We start from the raw sequence: 19185 nt of genomic DNA, 5'->3' as shown, positions 1-19185 counted from the left end.
AAATATATATTATATTCTATTTATACGTTTACTATTTATGGGCAATTTAAGTTTAATAACTATCATTATTATAGCAGCAAATGTTATGATATCCTTCAAGGGATTTAACGATTACAGCTTCTTTGAAAAGTATAAGTTTAATGTTGGTGCCGTTAGAAGGGGAGAGCAAATTCGTTTGTTTAGTGCTGGGTTTTTACATGTTGACAATGCCCACTTGTTTTTTAATATGTTTACCCTATACTTTTTTGCTGATGTTGTTATTGCATACTTGGGAAGCTTTAAGTTTTTGGTTGTGTATATAGGTAGTTTGTTATTGGGAAATTTATTATCACTGGTTTTTCATAAAAATGAATACTATTATAGCGCTGTTGGTGCGAGTGGAGCAGTTACGGGTGTATTGTATTCTGCTATATTATTGCAACCAGACATGAGTTTAATTATGTTTTTTATCCCCATACCAATTCCAGCTTATATCTTTGGAATAGGCTATTTGTTATACTCTATTTATGGTATGAAAAGGCAAATAGGTAATATTGGTCATGATGCCCATTTTGGAGGTGCCATAGGTGGTTATGTCATCACTTTAATATTGGCCTCGTGGTTGTTTAAGGAAAATTTACTTATGATAGGCTTGCTGGCATTACCAATCATTTTATTGTTTGTGTTGAAGAAACTAGGGAAGTTATAACAAAAAAGCCTTTCAATAGTGAAAGGCTTTTTTGTTTGTGGTTATTACACTTAATCTAGGAGTTCCGATATTTTTTGTTCCAATGCTGGACCTCTTAAGTTCTTGGCTACTATTTTACCATTTTCATCAAGGATAAATGTAGCAGGAATGGCGTTTATATTGTACAGCTTTGCAATTGGGTCGTTAAAATACTGTAGGTTGGACACATGATGCCAATCTAGGCTGTCAGTCTCTATAGCTTTTAACCACGCTTCTTTAGGGTTGTTCTGTCTTTTGTTGCCATCTAAAGAAATGCCTATAATTTCCAGGCCTTTTTCATGATATTTATTATATACCTTTACTACATTAGGGTTTTCTTTTCTACATGGTCCACACCACGAAGCCCAAAAATCTACAATGGTGACTTTGCCCCTAATATCATTTAAGGCAATGGTTTTACCTTCTGGTGTTGTTCCAGAAAATTCTGGAGCTACACTGCCTATTTCAGTGGCTATAGTAGCATCAACAATGCGTTTTATTTCCTTGCCAGAACGTGTGTTTTTTACATCTTGGGTAAAGGTATTGTAAATCTCTTCAGCTTCTTTTGCCGTAACAACTTTAGCATTTAAAAAGTCCTCTAACATTACAGCACTTATTGCAGCGTTGTTGTACTTTTTTATGTTTTCAATACTCTTGTCGTTATTCACCTTTACCAGGCTATCATATTTCGCCCTAATTTGTTGCATGGTTTGCATATCATTATTGGCTTGGGCTACGCGAAATTGTTGGTTTAGTTTGGCATTTTGATCTCGTAATGGCTTGGCGAAATCTTGATAGATTTTAAAAATGTCGTTTTCTTTGCTTCCCGTAACAATAGAATTTGCAATTGTATCTTTATTGAATTCAATATTCATGGTTTCATTCTCAACAATCAAAGGAAACGAACCTTTGTAGTTGTCAATAAAAATATAATACAAGTCTGGCGATTCCACAGAACCTTTGAGTTCTAATTTTCCATTGGTTATTATTGTGGAGTCGATAGTTACAGTTTTTATCCTATCAAGTTTTACCAACTTAATTTTTCTGCCACTGTAAAAGGAATCTATTTTTCCTTTAATAAGAAAACTGTCGTTTTCTTTTTCGCAAGAGATGGTAAATAGTACTAAAGCTGCAACTAAAATTTTTTTAATCATGTGTTTTGTTTTAGATGTGCAAATATAACAGATAAAACACTTATTACTTGTTAAGAATTAGCTAATATCGGTTTGACCTAAAGTGCGTTCTATTTACTATTTTTGTGGTATGATTCAAAACGATACTATTATTGCCTTGGCTACTCCGTCTGGAGCTGGTGCTATTGCTGTTTTACGGCTGTCTGGAACGGATGCTATTGGTATGGTTTCTGACTGTTTTCAGTCGGTTACCAATGGCAAACAGTTACGTGACCAGAAGACCCATACTATACATTTAGGACATATTAAGGATGACAATCGGGTAATTGATGAGGTTTTGGTATCGGTATTCAAGAATCCCAATTCTTATACTGGTGAAAACGTGGTTGAAATAAGTTGCCATGGTTCGCCCTATATTCAACAAGAGATTATTCAATTGTTTTTGCGAAAAGGTTGTAGAATGGCTGATGCAGGGGAGTTTACCTTGCGTGCTTTTTTAAATGGAAAACTGGATTTAAGTCAGGCTGAAGCTGTAGCCGATCTTATTGCCAGCGATAATGAAGCCTCCCATCAAATAGCGATGCAGCAAATGCGCGGTGGTTTTTCCTCTGAAATTGCCAAACTTCGTGAGGAACTCTTGAACTTTGCTTCGTTGATAGAGTTGGAGTTGGACTTTTCGGAAGAGGATGTGGAGTTTGCCGATAGAACGCAGTTTAGGGAACTTATTGATAGAATTACGTTTGTGTTAAAACGTTTAATCGATTCCTTTGCGGTTGGCAATGTTATTAAAAATGGTATTCCAGTGGCAATTGTTGGTGAGCCCAACGTAGGCAAATCGACGCTTTTGAATGCGCTGCTGAATGAAGAGCGCGCCATTGTTTCTGAAATAGCAGGAACTACACGCGATACGATAGAGGATGAGATTTCCATAGGTGGTATAGGTTTTCGGTTTATAGATACCGCAGGTATTCGTGAAACCCAGGATGTTGTAGAAAGCATTGGTATTAAAAAGACTTTTGAAAAAATAGAGCAATCGCAGGTAACCATTTATTTGTTTGATGCCCCTTCAGTCCTCCAGACAGCTTCCCCAAAAGGGAAGCAATTTGAAGCTTTAAAAAATGAAATCTGGCAAATAAAAAATAAATACCCGCAAAAACCTTTACTCATAATAGCTAATAAGATAGATAAACTGGATGACACGCAATTGGCATCTTTACAAGCGGCTATTCCAGAGGTAAAATTACTATCGGCTAAAACCGGTTTTGGTGTGGAGCAATTGACCAATGCGCTATTGAATTTGATTAATACGGGTGCACTTCGTAATAATGAAACAATAGTTACCAATACCAGACACTATGATGCTTTGCTTAAAGCTTTTGAAGAGATACAAAAAGTGAAGCATGGCTTGGATTCTGGACTATCAAGTGATTTAATGGCTATAGATGTTCGTGAGGCCTTGTATTACTTTGGGCTGATAACAGGGGAGGTTACCAATGACGATCTTTTGGGTAATATTTTTGCTAACTTTTGTATCGGGAAGTAACTTACTTTCTTTTGTTTGTTAATGTATTGATTTTATTGACTTTACGAGTTTTTATCTTCTCTTTTTTGTTGCTTTTTTGCTCTTTTTTAACTAAATTTGTTGTATATCTGTTGCCTTAAATACGGATTTGTTGCCCAAATCTGTTGGCTAAAAGATTGGCGAAATGATGCACCATATTGCCCCACGTTGCACCATAACGCTACATAAAGCACCATTTATGAGCAGTAATTTATACATCCCAAAAATCTGTAAACATTGCGGTAATGCTTTTACAGCACGTACAACAGTAACTAAATACTGTGGTGATACTTGCGCTAAAAAGGCCTATAAGGCACGTAAGCGTAAAGAAAAAGTACAAGCTACTCTTGCAAAGGATATGCAGCAGCAAAAAGAAGCTGTTCAAGTTCCAAACCTCAACACGGTAAATAATAAAGATTTTTTAAGCGTTACTGAAGCCTCACAATTGATTGGTGTTAGTAGATGGACCATTCAAAGAATGATTCAACAAGGACGTTTAAAAGCAGTCCCTTTTGGTAGAAAACGTATTGTAGCCAGATGGCAAATAGAAAACCTTTTTAATTAGCATCCTATGAAAGTAACATTAAGACAACGCAAAAAGAATGATAAAATAAGTCTGTATTTAGATTACTATCATAAAGGAAAACGCAAAACCGAGTATTTACGCTTATACCTTACACCTAATCCTAAAACTAAAACCGAAAGAGAGGTTAACAAGAAAACCAAGCAATTAGCAGAAACCATTTGCGCACAACGCCAAATAGAAATACAAAACGGTATTTACGGGTTTCAGGATATTGAGAAATTAAAAGGAAGTTTTATTACTTATGTTACAGCTTTAGCTGAAAAGAAAAATACAAGCTCTGGCAACTATGGCAATTGGAACAGTATGCTAAAACATTTAAAGACCTTTTGTCCTACAGATGTTAGTTTTCAAGATTTGGATAAATCATTTGTAGAGCGTTTCAAAGAGTATTTAGACAAAGATGCTATGGCAAGAGCAGGTAAAAAATTGTCTCAAAACTCTAAATATTCATACTATGGTAAGTTTTGTGCAGCTTTAAAGCAAGCAGTTAAGGATGGTATTTTAAAAGTCAATCCTGCTAATGGTGTAGATTATTTCAAACAAGGAGAACCTCAACGAGAATTTTTAACGCTTGATGAATTACAAAAAGCAGTTAACACAGAATGTGAATTACCATTATTAAAAAATGCTTTTATATTTTCAGCCCTTACCGGATTGCGTTGGTCAGATATTGAAAAATTGGTATGGTCAGAAATCCAACACTCTAAAGAAATGGGTTATTACATACGTTTCAGACAAAAGAAAACCAAAGGTGCTGAAACATTACCAATTTCAGAACAGGCAAGAGAATTATTAGGTGAAGCAGGAAAACCCGAAGCAAAAGTTTTTGAAGGTTTACATTATAGTGCCTGGTCAAACCTTAAATTACAACAATGGATGATGAAAGCAGGTATTACAAAAGATATAACATTTCATTGTGCGCGTCATACGTATGCTACTTTACAGTTAACTTTGGGTACAGATATTTACACAGTATCAAAATTATTAGGACATAAAGAATTGAGAACAACACAGATTTATGCAAAGGTAATTGATGATAAAAAGAAAGAAGCTGCTAACCGTATTCAATTGGATTTATAATGAATGGAAATGTATTTGCAAGTTTGGTGTCGATTACCAACGGTTTACATAGAGACGATAGATCAGATAGAGAATTTAATTTTCAGAACTCTGAATTAAAGGAAACACCAAAAGCTACTAATGTGGTTTTTAAAGTAAACTTTAAAAGACCTCTAAACAGTAAAAAAGAATATTACTTTAAGCTGATTTCAAATGATACTGAAACCGAATTAGCAACATTAAAATCCCAATTCCCAAAAGATGCTACGGAACCCGAAAACAAGTATAACTATACCGTACAATTTAATAAGTTCAATAAGTATTTAAAGGATATTGCCACCTACATTAAAAAGCAGTCTATAAGTAACAATTTAGGCAATGACACCGATTATATCATCAATTACTTAAAAGTATCTGCAATTCGCTTATACATTGAACTACAAGAGCAATACGGACAATTTTCAGAATCTGCATTATTCTCAATTCAAGAAATAGCAGAAAAGTACTTTAACGATATTGATTTTGATACTTCAGTATTTCTAAAATTAGAAACTGATAAAAAAGAGGTGGTTAAAAAGCTATCTAAAACAACGAGTAAGCCTAAAACCTCATTTGGTTATAAAAATAGAGATACTTCAAAATTACTTCCAGTTATAAAGCAATTACATTTTAGGATTGAACTATTAGACAATAGAACTACCCCTGAACAATTGGAAAAACTGTTATTAGCAGAAAACTTCAATAATATAGATTACAAGATTTACCTGCAATGTGAAACAACACAATTTAGCTATGTAGTTAAAGAATTGAAATCTTATTTCCATAATTTGAAACCAACAACTATAGAGCGTTCAGGAAAATTTATAACTAAAACTGGAGCAGCTTTAAGAGCAGGAAATTTATACAAAAACAAGATTGATAGCCCGAAAGAAAAGGAAGAAATCGATAAAACAATCCAACAACTGCAATAAAAAACAGTAAGATTAGTAAGAAATCTTACTGTTGTCTTACTCTCATTTTACACTCTTACTAAAATCCGATAGCCAATTTTAAACCTTTGTCCTGTTCTTGAAAACCAAGAATGACATTTGGCCAGATGTCCATTTCTATTTTTAAAATTAATTAGTTATGGACGAAATATTAGAACGTCTTAAAATTATCGAAGCACACGTTTTAGACAGAAACATTATTGTAAAAAACGTATTGAGCTTTAACGAAGCCTGTAAATTTTTGGAATTGTCACAATCCCATTTATACAAGCTTACGAGTACCGGAACCATTCCGCATTACAAACCAAATGGTAAGAAGATTTATTTCAACAGAGTAGAATTAGAACAATGGTTATTAACTAACCGTGTCGATTCACAAGATGAAATCGAACAGCAAGCTGCCGATTACTTAATTAAGAAAGGAGCGGTGAAGTTATGACTGAAATAATCGATTTACTCTTGGCGCTCTCACAAGAAATAAAGGACTTAAAAGCACGTATCGAGTTGTTACGACATTCGAGAGCGGAAGTATTAAAAGATACGTGGATAGACAACCAAGACGTATTGCAGACCTTACACATCAGTAAGCGAACCTTACAGACCTTTAGAGATAACGGAACACTGCCTTATAGCAAAGTAAAGGGTAAGTTTTATTACAAAGTGTCCGATGTAGAGCAATTGCTTCAAGATAACTACTACAACCATAATTTCAATCAAGATGGAAGTAAGTAGAGAGGCAATTTTAGACAAAACACATTACGGCTTAAAGATTTATGCCTACGTGTTAAGACACTATTATCCTGAAACAACAGTCCTTTCTGTAAAAGGAAGGGACTGCGGGATAACCCGAAACCCTTTTAATGGTGGTAAAGAAACTTTACGGATTCATATTGATGGCGTTATAGCAACACATCGAGATACAGAACTAAAAACTTTTAACGGAGATGTATTCGATTTTGCACAGTACCATTTCAGAATAACCGATGAAGAAGAATTGTTGCATAAGATTAACCAAGAGTTGCACCTAAATTTAGAAGTCAAGGAAAAAAGCGAATTAGATTGGTTGAATGGTCCAGATGATACCTGGTATGCTTACTGTAGCTTTTTCAAAGCCCCGGTTCGCAATGTGTTTCCTGCGGAAACTATGCGATTACATCAAGTATTTGCATTAATCACAAGTGATAAATACAAAAGGATTACTGAAGATTTAAGAGCAATAACCGATGTAAAAGAAGCACGTAAATTCAAAGCTAATCGCTTTGATTACGTCACTATTTCAGGAACATTTGAAAAGCGAAACGATAACAATTTGTTAGAGCATTCCAATCTATTAACTATTGATTTTGACCATTTAGATAATCTACAAGAGTTAAGAACCCAATTATTGAATGATGAATATTTTGAAACCGAAATGCTATTTACATCACCTTCCGGTGATGGTCTAAAATGGATTATCAGAATAGATGTTTCAGAAGTAACACATTCAGAGTATTTCACCGCAGTAGCCAATTACATTAAGCATACCTATAACATTGAGGTTGACCAATCAGGTAAAGACGTTTCCAGAGCGTGTTTTTTACCATACGACCCAACAGCTTTTTTACATAAAAGACACCAAGCATTATGACAAAAATATTTAACCCAAAAGAATGGTTGGAAGTTCCAAAAGAACAACCGCAACCAACAAGCAACAACGCAGCAACTAATGTTGTTGCTGTTGCTGATAATGACATTGAAACCTACATTTCAGCAATTGAGCAATCAGGTATAGACATCACAGGAAATTATGCCACTTGGAGAGATTTAGGATTTGCTTTGGCTGAAGAATATGGAGAGACAGGAAGAGATTATTTACACAGAATAAGCAAAAACTATGTAGGTTATGATTCAAAAGAATGTGACGAACAATTTAACAAATGTTTAAATGCAAAAGGTCACGGCATTACCATTGCAACGTTTTACCATTATGCACATCAGGCAGGTATAAAACCGATGAAGCAACAAAACAACAACGAAGTTGCAACAAATGTTGCAACTGTTGTTGATGCACCAGAGCAAGCAATGCCAACAATACCAGATGAGGTATTTAATAGCTTACCGCAGTTTTTACAACAAGTTGTAAATCCTGCGAGCAGTCAAGAGGAAAAGGACATTTTGTTGTTAGGAGCTTTAACGGCTTTTAGTGCCTGCTTTCCCAAACTCTTTGGTATCTACGACCAACGTAAAGTTTTTGCTAATTTATATCTGTTTGTAACTGCACCTGCATCTGCAGGTAAAGGCAGGCTTAACCAAATTAAAAATTTGGTAGATCCTGTACATAAATTAAAACGTGAGCAAGCCAAAGTACTAAAGCAACAATTTAATACAGAAATGGCAACGTATAATATGAACAAGGGTAAAGATGAAAATTTAGAGAAACCCGGTAAGCCACCCGAAAGAATGTTGTTTATCCCTGCCAACAATAGTGTTACTGGAGTATATCAATTAATTTCTGATAATGAAGGCAGAGGATTGATTTTTGAAACCGAAGGCGATACATTAGCACAAGCATTTAAAAGCGATTACGGTAATTATAGCGATGGTTTTCGTAAAGCCTTCCATCACGAAACCATTAGTTATTATCGTAGAACTGATAGAGAGTATGTAGATATAGAAAAACCGTGTCTGTCTACTGTATTGTCAGGAACACCCAAGCAAGTGGCAACATTAATCCCGAATGCCGAAAATGGTTTGTTCAGTCGCTTTATATTCTATTATATGAATATAAAGCCCACTTGGAAAAATGTATTTTCAAGCAATAACAATGTTGGTTTAGATGATTACTATTCGCAATTAGGAAGTGAGTTTTTAGGCCTATATAAAACATTGAAGAATAATCCTGAAATTGAGGTAAGACTAACAACACCTCAACAACAGCAATTCAATACATTTTTTGAATCCTTACAGACTAAATACATCAACTTACAACCGGAAGAGTATATTGCAACCATTAGACGATTAGGCTTAATAGCATTTCGATTAATGATGTTATTTACAGCATTTCGCATTATGGAAGATGGTGATGTTAATCAAGTAAAAGAATGTGAGGATGTCGATTTCCAAAATGCACTAACAATCATTGCTATTTTAGTAAAGCATAGTAGTAAGGTATTTAATGATTTACCAATTGAACAAAAAGCTGTAAAACGCCTAAATCGTAAAGAACGTTTTTTAGAAAGTTTACCAAAGCAATTCAGTAGACAAGAGTATTTAGATTTAGCAACCAAACAAAACATTCCACATAAAACAGCAGAAGGCTATATCACCAAATTTGTTGAGGCTGGATTAATACATAGAGAAGCACATAATAACTATTCTAATCCTGCAAAATCATTATAAGGAAATTGAGGAAACAAAGGAATTTAAGTATAGGTTTCCTTAAATCCTTAACTTCCTCATTGTCTGTTAATAACTGTTTATATCTTTTTGTTTTCCTTTAGCTTCCTTTTCTTAAATTAGACAAAATCTGACAAGTCTAATTAATGCTATTATGGAGTTTGGCGAATACATACGCTCATTGCGCGAAAAGCGCAATTTGCTATTAAGGGAAATGGCTGCAAATATTAATATGGATGTCGCTTATTTAAGCAAGATTGAACGAGGAAACCGTATGGCAAGACGAGAGCAGGTAATAGCATTTGCAAAAGAATTAAAAGAAGATGAGAACAAATTAATTAAGCTTTGGATGTCCGAACAGATTGTACAGATGATAAGAAATGAAAAGGACAGTACGGAAATCCTCAAAATAGCTGAAGAAAAAATTAGTAAGATTGAAAAGAAATGTAAATAATGTCAAGAATAAACGCACTTTCAAATTTCAGAAAAGATAACAATATCTTCTTTTTAGACTTGGAGTTACAAACCTTTCGCAATTATGCAAAGTTTGTAGAAGACCATTTCGAACAATCAGTTTCTAATGGAGAAGAAGAGTATAAAAAAATAATGCATAAAATAGACCATAATCCATTAACCTATTCTAATGAAGAACTAACTCATATTCAGGATAATTTAGTTGATAGGTTAATAGAAATTGATAGGGATTTTGTACAAAGTTTCAGAGCTTCAATGATTACACAATTGTTCTCTTTTATAGAACGGACTATTCAAGACGTGTGTAATTCTTATTGCTTAATGCATAATAAAGAGTTTGGTTTGGATGATTTACGTGGAAATAGTGAATTTGAAAAAGCAAAGTTGTTTTTAACACGATCTGCGGGTGTAAATATGAAAAATTTAGAACCTCACTGGTCGTTTATTAATAATTTACGAAGAGTAGGTAACTGTATCGTTCATAATAACAGCACAATTTTATTTGGTGAAGATAAAAAATTAGAAATATTAAAAGCATTTTCAAAAGGTAGATATACCTTTTATGTAAGAGACAGGGAATTTAAATCTCATTATTTACTCTTTGATAACAAAAAGTTTATAGATGAAATTATTGAAAATATATTAGGTCTATTTGAAAAACTTGAAAAGTACGATGTCTATTTATAACCTATAATTACTCACTATATGTAAATACAAAAACACCTCAATACCTATGCAAGAACACTTAAAAACCAACATACTCAATTTTAAATGGCCAAGTAGCACACCTGTCATATATTTATCGTTAGAAGATATTGAGGGTAGCCATCCAATCCATAAATCAAAGTTTTCAAAGCAGATTAAAGAGGCGTTTCCAGATACAGATATATCAGGTTTAGAGCATATTTTCACCACATTTACCCAAGAAATACCCAATGCCCCAAGTATCAAAATAAATTTAATAAAGGAAAAAGAACTACGCATATACAAACAATTCCTTAAACACCAATTAAAAACCTACTTTTTAGAAAAGGGTTATATCGTGGTCAAAAACTTTGTACGTGATGTACAGGTTTGGATGCCTTCAAAAAAAGGAAATACAGCAGACTATAATTTATACTATAAATTCTCATTCAAAATACTGTTTGCAACACTAACAGACTTACCAGAACTTGTAGTATCGTATGATGGTACGTCAAAAGTTCTCACAAAGTCAGTTAAGGAAATTGAGGAAACAGAGTATATTAAGCGTTGTGTGTATGGTCAAAAAACCTTCAATTACCAAATGAACCTTGATACAGAGGATAAAGAAGAGTTTTACAACAGCATAGAATTTACTCAAGCCTTTCCAATATTCAATTTACAACTGGCAAGAGCTTTAAATATACCTATTGAAGAACCAGACAGACCAAAGAACAGATACCAAAAGTATGTAGCACTCATCACTACTTTTGCTAAAAACTACTTGTTTACAGAAGAATTTAAGACCTTGTTTCCTTTTAAGCAAGATGCCTTTATAGATGTTCCTGGCAATCGCATCAATCACATCAACCCTAACTTGGGCTTATTAGAGTTTGGTAAAGACCAATATGGTAACAAAAGAACCCATTTAGTGCCTAAAAAGGCAATGAACATTCTAAACCCTTACAGACGCCCAAGCAATCAAAATATCAAGATATTTTTCATTTGCCATACCTCACATAAAGATTCGGTGCTGTCTTTCTATCAAAATTTAAAAGAAGGAGTAAATACTGAAAAGAACTATTACAAAGGATTGGAAGCTTATGTAAATATAAAGGCTACAGCATCAAAAGACCACTTTATTGAATTTACCAACGAAAATGACCCAATACCTGAAATAGTTGAACAGCTTGAAAGTTTAACTTTTGACCACGACAATGTAAAGTATGCAGCATTTTATATAAGTCCTTTCGATAAGTTTACACCAGATCCTGACGATAGGGAAATTTACATCCGCATTAAAGAACTGTTTTTAAATGAAGGCATTGTAACCCAAGTGGTCGATTACGAAAAAATGATTGTAAATATCCAAGACCAATACAACTTCCAATTCTCATTACAAAATATGGCATTGGCTATCCACGCCAAATTAGGTGGTGCACCTTGGAAGTTGGCAGTAACCGATAAAAAAGAATTGGTGATTGGTGTAGGAGCATTTACCAATCAAGGCGAAAACAGAAGATATATAGCAAGTGCCTTTAGTTTTCAAAACAATGGTTTGTTTAGAAATTTTGAATACTTCAACCAAAACGAAACAGAGTTATTGGCAGGGAGTATTTTAAAGGCTATTAGGGATTTTACGTCTGTAGCAGAAGCAGATAAGGTAGTGATTCATTTTTATAAAGAAATGAAATATGAGGAGTTAAAACCCATAATAGAAGGGATGCACAAACTAAAATTAGGAGTGCCTTTGTATATACTAAACATCAACAAAACAGAATCTGAAGACATCATTGCTTACGATTTAAATTGGGATAACAAACTAATGCCGGTTAGTGGTACATACATTCGCATTGCCGAAAACCAATTCTTATTGTTTAACAATGCACGTTATCCAAGTGACCGCTTTTATTCAGATACTGATGGGTTTCCATTTCCGATAAAAATAAAAATAAGCAGTCCGGATGATGATGCTTTTGAAGATGTTGAGGTTATTGAAGAATTGTTAACCCAAGTATATCAGTTCAGCCGATTGTATTGGAAATCCTTACGCCAACAAAATGTGCCAATTACCATAAAATATCCCGAAATGGTAGCCCAAATAGCACCTCGTTTTGAAAACGGTGTTCCAGAGGATGCAAAAGATACGTTGTGGTTTTTATAAATACTTTGCAACACCATTGCATTAAAATATTTTTATCTTTGTCTCGATGAAAGTGTTAGCACTCATATTATCTATTTATATCTTTGCGCTCAATTTAGTGCCTTGTGAAGATAATGGTATACCTGATAATGAGGTTAAAACTGAAATTTCTCAAGCGTTAGACAACGACCATCAACACCAAGGAGCAGATTTATGCTCACCATTTTGCCAATGCCACTGTTGTCATATTCACGTTACACATTTTAATGTTGTAGATTACAGTATATCTAATACTGTTATTCCAACTCAATTATTCTATTATTTTGATGGTCTTGAAAAAGACTTCAATACTACCCTTTTACAACCACCACAGGTTTAATGAATACCTGCGTATGCAGGTATCTTATAAATTCAAGTAACCCATTTTTGTAATAGGTTGCTTATCTCTATTTATAAATTCATTATAACCATTCTTATGATTAATAAAATCATTGATTTTTCAATCAATAATAAATTCATTATTGGTTTGCTAACGCTTACCATTATTGGAGCAGGTATCTGGAGTATGACAAAAGTACCCATAGATGCCGTTCCCGATATTACCAACAACCAAGTTCAGGTAATAACGCAATCCCCAAATTTAGGTACAGAAGATATTGAGCAAATAGTTACCTATCCTGTTGAGGTGGCAATGAGCAATTTGCCCAATGTGGAAGAAATTCGCTCAATTTCACGCTTTGGTCTGTCAGTAGTAACCATCGTATTTAATGATGATATGGGTACATATCTTCCAAGGCAATTGGTAGCAGAAAAACTCAACGAAGTAAAAGAACAAATTCCTGCTGGTTTTGGCGAACCTACAATGGGGCCTATATCCACAGGTCTGGGAGAAATATATCAATACACTTTAAAAGTAGCCCCAGAGTTTAAAGACAAATATTCCATTTCAGATGTGCGTACAATGCAAGACTGGATTGTACAACGCCAAATGGCAATGGTTCCTGGGGTTGTCGAGGTCAACGCTATTGGTGGTAAAATAAAACAGTATGAAGTTGCTGTAGACCCTAACGAGCTTAAATCTATAGGGATTACCATTACAGATGTATTTGAAGCCCTCGAAGCCAACAACCAAAATACGGGTGGTGCTTATATCGAAAAAAACCACCAGGCTAATTTTATACGTGGAGAAGGTTTGGCAAGAAGTTTAAACGATATAAAAAAAATTACGGTTAAAACCATTAATAATGTGCCTATCACCATTGGTGACATCGCAACATTGCAATTTGGTTCAGCCATTCGTTACGGAGCATTAACACAAGATGGTGAAGGAGAAGTTGTCGGTGGCTTGGTAATGATGCTTAAAGGTGCAAATTCAAATGATGTGATTGCCAATGTTAAAGAGCGAATGGTTCAAATTCAAAAATCGTTACCAGAAGGCGTTGTTATTGAACCACTTTTAGACAGAAGTAAGTTAATTGGTGAAACCACTTCTACAGTTGCTAAAAACCTTATTGAAGGGGCTTTAATCGTTATTTTTATCCTCATTTTCTTGTTGGGTAATTGGCGAGGTGGTTTAATTGTAGCATCAACTATTCCACTATCTTTACTGTTTGCATTTATTTTAATGAATGTATTCAACGTATGGGCAAACCTGATGAGTTTAGGAGCTATAGATTTCGGAATTATTGTAGATGGTGCAGTAATTATTGTGGAGTCTACTGTATTTCTTATCGCTTCCCAAGTACTTAAAAAGAAAAAAATAACAAACAAGGAGCGTGATGAGGTTGCTGCATCGGCTTCCAAAAAAATGATGAATGCAGCCTTTTTCGGTCAGCTTATTATCCTTATTGTGTTTCTTCCCATTTTAGCCTTACAAGGTATTGAAGGGAAAATGTTCAAACCAATGGCATTGACCTTTATTTTCGCAATGATTGGAGCTATGGTTTTGTGTCTTACCTACGTACCAATGATGTCTGCTTTAGTATTGAGAACACCAAAAAATGATAAATTATCTTATGGTGATAAATTTGTGCATTGGGTTGAAAATAAGTACAAACCTTTATTGGAAAAAGCCCTTTTAAAAGGCAAATTAATTACAGGGATTGCAGTGGCTCTATTTGCTGTAACAGTCTTTATGTTTACCCGAATGGGAGGTGAATTTATCCCACAACTCGATGAAGGCGATATTGCATTCCACGCCATTTTAAAACCAGGTAGTTCACTATCAGAAACAGTAGAAACCACTACCAAAATTGAGCAGATTGTAAAGGCAAAATTTCCCGAAGTTGAAAAAATAGTTAGTCGAATTGGTGTGGCTGAAATACCAACAGACCCAATGCCTATGGATTTAGCAGATGTATTTGTAATCCTAAAACCTAAAAGTGAATGGACTACGGTAGAGACAAAAGATGAGCTTATTGAAGCAATGAAAGAAGCTGTTGAAATTATCCCTGGAGTCAATTATGAATTTACCCAACCCATAGAAATGCGTTTTAATGAGTTGCTTGAAGGGGTGCGTGAAGATATTGCCATTAAGTTGTACGGCGAAGACATCGAGGTCTTATCCCAAAAGGCAGAGGAAATCACTAAAATAATTGCAGGAACACCGGGTATTGGTGATATGAAAGCCGAAGCCACAACAGGCTTACCACAAATGACCATAACCTACAATAGAGATAAGTTGGCGCAATACGGGCTGCAAATCAACACACTTAACAAAATGGTGCAATCGGCATTTGCCGGAGGAAATGCAGGCGTTATTTTTGAAGGCGAAAAACGGTTTGATTTGGTAGTTCGTTTAAACCAACACAACCGTAAGGATATATCAGATATTCAAAATCTGTTTATCAATTTGCCTTCTGGGGCACAAATTCCACTTCGTGAAATAGCTGATATATCTTATAAAGCGGGACCTATGCAAATTAGTAGGGACAATACCAACAGAAGAACCTATGTAGGTATAAATGTAAGAGGGCGTGATGTAAAATCATTGGTAGAAGAAATTAAAACCAAATTAGATGCACAATTGAAATTACCCTCTGGCTATTTTGTACGCTATGGCGGTGCTTTTGAAAATTTGGAACGAGCCAGTAACCGCTTGCAAACCGTAGTACCTATTGCCTTACTGCTTATTTTCGTACTGATATACTTTGCTTTAAAATCAGTACCACAAACCTTAATGATATACATTGCTATTCCAATGGCTACCATTGGCGGTGTGGTAGCGTTGTGGCTACGAGATATGCCCTTTAGCATTTCGGCAGGTGTTGGTTTTATTGTATTGTTTGGCGTGGCCGTACTAAACGGCTTGGTAATGATAAGTGGCTTAAATGAATTGAAAGAAGAAGGTGTTACCAATTTAAAAGAACGAATTTTGGAAGGTACAAAGCGAAGAATACGTCCCATTATGCTCACTGCTTTTACTGATGTATTGGGCTTTTTACCAATGGCTGTTTCAGCATCGGCAGGTGCAGAAGTACAGCGTCCGTTGGCAACCGTAGTTATTGGTGGGTTATTGACTTCTACATTACTCACCTTATTTGTATTGCCTATTTTATATCATTGGGTAGAGAATAAATCGTTTAGGTTAAAGCTAAACAAAAAAATAGTGAGTGCAACCGCAGTACTGGTTTTAATGTTTGTGTTTTCAACTCGAAGTAATGCACAACAAATCACGGATACCTTGTCTAAAATCACTTTAAACGATGCTGTTGCTTTATCTAAAAAGAACTATCCACTATTGAAGCAAAAACAATTGGAAGTTACCAAACAAGAAAACCTAAAATCCACAGCATATGATTTTGGTTCTACTCAAATCTTTACAGGAGGTGAAGAAGTGAAAGATGGAACAGGAATCTACACAACGGTCGGTGTTGGACAATCAAATATGGATGTGTTTGGAATCGGAGCAAAACGAAAACTGCAACAACAACGCATTGAGTTGTCTCAAAAAGCATTGCAATTATCTGAATTGGAGGTAGAACTGGAAGTGAAAAAAGCGTGGGCAAAATGTTATCAGTCTATGAGAAACTTTCAGTTGTACAAAGAGCTTGATTCCATCTATGGTAATTTTGAACAAGCAGTTACGCTGAACTTTGAAGTGGAAGCCATTTCTAAATTGGAGTATTCAGCGGCAAAAAATCAAGTGTTTCAAATTCAAAATAAAAAAGTACAGGCATACAGAGATTACCTCATAGCCATACAACAGTTAAATCTTTGGTTATTTGAAGACGAAATTTATACTGTATCAGAAGAATTGGAAAACATTGCAACGATTGAAACTGATAGCTTATCAACAAATGAACATCCAATGGTTACTGTTTCAGAAAATCAATTGAATGTCGCCGAAGCAGAATTGAGGGCAGCAAAAGCTGATAATTTACCAAAATTGAACCTTCAGGGTGGTTTACAAAAAGTTAATGGCGATTCAGGTTTTTATACCTATCAAGCAGGAATTTCTATTCCATTCCTGTCAGGATCAAATAAAGCCCGAATTAAATCGGCAAAAATTGACAATGCTATTGCAGAAAGTAATTTGTTATTCAAAAAACAAGAATTACAATCACAATATGCACAAGCAAAAGAAAATTATTTAAAATGGAAACTGTCTTGGGAATTTTACAAAACACAAGTGTTACCATTAACCAAAGACCAGAAATCAGGAGCGTTGTTGGCGTATAAGGAAGGAGAAATAGATTATACCACCTTTACACAATTGGTAAAAGAAGCCGTACAGTCAGAACTGGAAGCTCAAAACGCTTTAATCAATTATTTAGAAAGTGCATTTCAATTACAATATTTCAATCAATAACATTATGAAAAAAACAGCATATAAATACATCGCAGTCATTTTTGCAGCACTTTTTATGGTGTCTTGTGGCAATAAAAAAGACCATTCAGAAAATGATGGACATTCTCACGATAAAACAGAACAAACCAGTGAAAATGAAGAACACCACGAAGAAGGCGAAGTAACGATTAATCAGCAACAGTTTGATGCCTTAAAAATGAAAATAGACACCTTGGGCTTACGCAATATGAGTGGCTATGTTGAGGCAAACGGCACATTGGAAGTACCACCCCAAAACGAAGCTGCTATTACTTCTGTTATAGGAGCAAATGTAACATCCATAAAAGTAATTGAAGGCGATAAAGTTGAAAAAGGTCAGGTAGTGGCTTATTTGTCACATCCAAATATTATAGCCTTACAGACCGATTACCTAAACGCTTATAGCAATAGCGAACTTTTAAAGAAAAATTACGAACGCCAAAAAAAATTATACGATGCAGGAGTAGGATCTGGTGCTAATTTCCAAAAGGCAGAAGCAGAATACAAAGGTTCAACGGCATTAGTAAATGGTTTGTCAGCTCAACTGAAAATTTTGAATATCAATACAGCATCAGTTCGTAATGGGAGTATCGCTCAACAAATTCCGCTACGAAGCCCCATTGAAGGTTTTGTGCAAAAAGTCGAGGTTAAGACAGGACAATATGTAGAACCACAAACTGAACTGTTCGAGATTGTAAACACACACCACGTGCACGCAGATTTAATGGTGTTTGAAAAAGATGTCTATAAAGTAAAACAAGGGCAAAAGGTAACTTTTAGTGTGCAATCCATACCAGATGCAGAACTTACGGCCGAGATTTACTCGGTAAGCAAAACCTTTGAAGACAATCCTAAAGCGGTTCACGTGCACGCCGAAATAGAAAATAAATCAGGTAATCTCATTCCAGGTATGTACATTCAAGGAAGAATACAAACCGATAATGCTTTAACAAAGGCATTGCCTGAAAGTGCCATTGTAAAAGATGGCGATAGATTTTTTGTTTTTACGGTAGAAAAAGAAGGTGAAATTTGGGCTTTTAAGCCTGTAGAAGTAATAACTGGAGAAAAAGATGGAGATTGGATTGCAGTTACTTTTTCAGAAGAAGTATCCGCTAATACCAAATTTGCTTACAATAATGCGTATTACCTTATAGCAGAAATGAAAAAAGGAGAAGCAGAACACGCTCATTAATTATGGAAACAATAGAACAATTATTAGAGTCAAAAGGTATTCGCGTTACGGCAATGCGGTTGCTTATTTATAAATTTCTTGCAGAAAAAGAAATTGCTGTAACGTTAAGCGACATTGAAAATGCGTTTGGAAAAGCAGATAGAACAACGCTTTACAGAACAATAAAGACCTTTGAGGAAAACGATATTGTGCATCAAATAGACGATGGTACAGGTATTACCAAATACGCATTATGTGAACAAGGTTGCAATTGCAATATTAAAACAGATTTGCACTTACATTTTCATTGTAGCATCTGTGGTAATACTGTTTGCTTAACAGAACATAAAATACCACAAATCAAAGTTCCTGAAGGTTTTGTAGCAGAAAATGTAAACTTGGTGGTAAAAGGTATATGTGATAAGTGTAGTGGACAATAAATGCACTTCTGTTGCATCCTAATTTTACGGAACTTTGAA

General features: G+C 34.9%; 17 protein-coding genes. 16 read left to right on the top strand and 1 reads right to left on the bottom strand.

Annotation, left to right across the window (positions count from 1 at the left end; all coding sequences use genetic code 11):
• The first annotated feature begins 37 nt into the window (after positions 1-37).
• Positions 38-688 (top strand): rhomboid family intramembrane serine protease, encoded by a 651-nt coding sequence (locus MTX13_RS01270; RefSeq protein ID WP_250432560.1) that lies wholly within the window; start codon positions 38-40, stop codon positions 686-688.
• 50 nt (positions 689-738) lie between these two features.
• Here MTX13_RS01270 and MTX13_RS01265 read toward each other — a convergent pair whose 3' ends face one another.
• Positions 739-1860: a TlpA disulfide reductase family protein gene (locus MTX13_RS01265; protein WP_250432559.1), complete on the bottom strand. Its 1122-nt coding sequence runs from the start codon at positions 1858-1860 to the stop codon at positions 739-741.
• Between the two features lie 109 nt (positions 1861-1969).
• Between MTX13_RS01265 and mnmE the strand changes: the two genes are divergently transcribed.
• From mnmE to MTX13_RS01190, 15 genes are all read left to right on the top strand, one after another.
• The gene (mnmE, locus tag MTX13_RS01260; RefSeq protein WP_250432558.1) at positions 1970-3382 is read left to right on the top strand and encodes a tRNA uridine-5-carboxymethylaminomethyl(34) synthesis GTPase MnmE; all 1413 of its coding nucleotides are present in this window, start codon (positions 1970-1972) and stop codon (positions 3380-3382) included.
• Positions 3383-3599: 217 nt separating this feature from the next.
• On the top strand, positions 3600-3965 hold the full coding sequence (locus MTX13_RS01255) for a helix-turn-helix domain-containing protein (RefSeq protein WP_250432557.1): 366 nt from the start codon (positions 3600-3602) through the stop codon (positions 3963-3965).
• A 6-nt stretch (positions 3966-3971) separates the two neighbouring features.
• On the top strand, positions 3972-5066 hold the full coding sequence (locus MTX13_RS01250; protein ID WP_250432556.1) for a site-specific integrase: 1095 nt from the start codon (positions 3972-3974) through the stop codon (positions 5064-5066).
• Positions 5066-6016, top strand: a complete 951-nt coding sequence (locus tag MTX13_RS01245; RefSeq protein ID WP_250432555.1) for a DUF6617 family protein — start codon at positions 5066-5068, stop codon at positions 6014-6016. The genes MTX13_RS01250 and MTX13_RS01245 overlap by 1 nt, the downstream gene beginning before the upstream one ends.
• A 157-nt stretch (positions 6017-6173) precedes the next feature.
• Positions 6174-6473: a helix-turn-helix domain-containing protein gene (locus MTX13_RS01240; protein ID WP_132704074.1), complete on the top strand. Its 300-nt coding sequence runs from the start codon at positions 6174-6176 to the stop codon at positions 6471-6473.
• Positions 6470-6766 (top strand): helix-turn-helix domain-containing protein, encoded by a 297-nt coding sequence (locus MTX13_RS01235; protein WP_250432554.1) that lies wholly within the window; start codon positions 6470-6472, stop codon positions 6764-6766. The genes MTX13_RS01240 and MTX13_RS01235 overlap by 4 nt, the downstream gene beginning before the upstream one ends.
• A complete protein-coding gene (locus MTX13_RS01230; protein ID WP_250432553.1) occupies positions 6753-7661 on the top strand; it encodes a BT4734/BF3469 family protein in 909 nt (302 codons plus the stop codon). The genes MTX13_RS01235 and MTX13_RS01230 overlap by 14 nt, the downstream gene beginning before the upstream one ends.
• Positions 7658-9412 (top strand): DUF3987 domain-containing protein, encoded by a 1755-nt coding sequence (locus tag MTX13_RS01225; RefSeq protein WP_250432552.1) that lies wholly within the window; start codon positions 7658-7660, stop codon positions 9410-9412. The genes MTX13_RS01230 and MTX13_RS01225 overlap by 4 nt, the downstream gene beginning before the upstream one ends.
• A gap of 151 nt (positions 9413-9563) precedes the next feature.
• The gene (locus MTX13_RS01220) at positions 9564-9863 is read left to right on the top strand and encodes a helix-turn-helix domain-containing protein (protein WP_250432551.1); all 300 of its coding nucleotides are present in this window, start codon (positions 9564-9566) and stop codon (positions 9861-9863) included.
• On the top strand, positions 9863-10570 hold the full coding sequence (locus tag MTX13_RS01215) for a hypothetical protein (RefSeq protein ID WP_250432550.1): 708 nt from the start codon (positions 9863-9865) through the stop codon (positions 10568-10570). The genes MTX13_RS01220 and MTX13_RS01215 overlap by 1 nt, the downstream gene beginning before the upstream one ends.
• A 46-nt stretch (positions 10571-10616) precedes the next feature.
• A complete protein-coding gene (locus MTX13_RS01210; RefSeq protein ID WP_250432549.1) occupies positions 10617-12728 on the top strand; it encodes a Piwi domain-containing protein in 2112 nt (703 codons plus the stop codon).
• 46 nt (positions 12729-12774) lie between these two features.
• Positions 12775-13086 (top strand): DUF6660 family protein, encoded by a 312-nt coding sequence (locus MTX13_RS01205; protein WP_250432548.1) that lies wholly within the window; start codon positions 12775-12777, stop codon positions 13084-13086.
• 96 nt (positions 13087-13182) lie between these two features.
• The gene (locus tag MTX13_RS01200) at positions 13183-17517 is read left to right on the top strand and encodes a CusA/CzcA family heavy metal efflux RND transporter (protein ID WP_250432547.1); all 4335 of its coding nucleotides are present in this window, start codon (positions 13183-13185) and stop codon (positions 17515-17517) included.
• A gap of 4 nt (positions 17518-17521) precedes the next feature.
• Positions 17522-18727, top strand: a complete 1206-nt coding sequence (locus MTX13_RS01195; protein ID WP_250432546.1) for an efflux RND transporter periplasmic adaptor subunit — start codon at positions 17522-17524, stop codon at positions 18725-18727.
• A gap of 2 nt (positions 18728-18729) precedes the next feature.
• Complete coding sequence (locus MTX13_RS01190) at positions 18730-19146, top strand: Fur family transcriptional regulator (RefSeq protein ID WP_250432545.1); 417 nt, start codon at positions 18730-18732, stop codon at positions 19144-19146.
• The last annotated feature ends 39 nt before the right edge of the window (positions 19147-19185 follow it).

This window comes from Hanstruepera flava, from assembly GCF_023634025.1.
Lineage (GTDB): Bacteria > Bacteroidota > Bacteroidia > Flavobacteriales > Flavobacteriaceae > Hanstruepera > Hanstruepera flava.
Note: the sequence above shows the minus strand (reverse complement) of the source record. Positions and strands in the feature narration are given on the sequence as shown.

What these genes read in the sequence shown, in the direction of transcription:
- MTX13_RS01205 (WP_250432548.1), top strand. Translation starts at nt 12,775, where the DNA reads ATGAAAGTGTTAGCACTCATATTATCTATTTATATCTTTGCGCTCAAT.
- MTX13_RS01250 (WP_250432556.1), top strand. Translation starts at nt 3,972, where the DNA reads ATGAAAGTAACATTAAGACAACGCAAAAAGAATGATAAAATAAGTCTG.
- MTX13_RS01190 (WP_250432545.1), top strand. Translation starts at nt 18,730, where the DNA reads ATGGAAACAATAGAACAATTATTAGAGTCAAAAGGTATTCGCGTTACG.
- MTX13_RS01210 (WP_250432549.1), top strand. Translation starts at nt 10,617, where the DNA reads ATGCAAGAACACTTAAAAACCAACATACTCAATTTTAAATGGCCAAGT.
- MTX13_RS01220 (WP_250432551.1), top strand. Translation starts at nt 9,564, where the DNA reads ATGGAGTTTGGCGAATACATACGCTCATTGCGCGAAAAGCGCAATTTG.
- MTX13_RS01200 (WP_250432547.1), top strand. Translation starts at nt 13,183, where the DNA reads ATGATTAATAAAATCATTGATTTTTCAATCAATAATAAATTCATTATT.
- MTX13_RS01265 (WP_250432559.1), bottom strand. Translation starts at nt 1,860, where the DNA reads ATGATTAAAAAAATTTTAGTTGCAGCTTTAGTACTATTTACCATCTCT.
- MTX13_RS01195 (WP_250432546.1), top strand. Translation starts at nt 17,522, where the DNA reads ATGAAAAAAACAGCATATAAATACATCGCAGTCATTTTTGCAGCACTT.
- MTX13_RS01240 (WP_132704074.1), top strand. Translation starts at nt 6,174, where the DNA reads ATGGACGAAATATTAGAACGTCTTAAAATTATCGAAGCACACGTTTTA.
- MTX13_RS01225 (WP_250432552.1), top strand. Translation starts at nt 7,658, where the DNA reads ATGACAAAAATATTTAACCCAAAAGAATGGTTGGAAGTTCCAAAAGAA.
- mnmE (WP_250432558.1), top strand. Translation starts at nt 1,970, where the DNA reads ATGATTCAAAACGATACTATTATTGCCTTGGCTACTCCGTCTGGAGCT.
- MTX13_RS01215 (WP_250432550.1), top strand. Translation starts at nt 9,863, where the DNA reads ATGTCAAGAATAAACGCACTTTCAAATTTCAGAAAAGATAACAATATC.
- MTX13_RS01270 (WP_250432560.1), top strand. Translation starts at nt 38, where the DNA reads ATGGGCAATTTAAGTTTAATAACTATCATTATTATAGCAGCAAATGTT.
- MTX13_RS01245 (WP_250432555.1), top strand. Translation starts at nt 5,066, where the DNA reads ATGAATGGAAATGTATTTGCAAGTTTGGTGTCGATTACCAACGGTTTA.
- MTX13_RS01230 (WP_250432553.1), top strand. Translation starts at nt 6,753, where the DNA reads ATGGAAGTAAGTAGAGAGGCAATTTTAGACAAAACACATTACGGCTTA.
- MTX13_RS01255 (WP_250432557.1), top strand. Translation starts at nt 3,600, where the DNA reads ATGAGCAGTAATTTATACATCCCAAAAATCTGTAAACATTGCGGTAAT.
- MTX13_RS01235 (WP_250432554.1), top strand. Translation starts at nt 6,470, where the DNA reads ATGACTGAAATAATCGATTTACTCTTGGCGCTCTCACAAGAAATAAAG.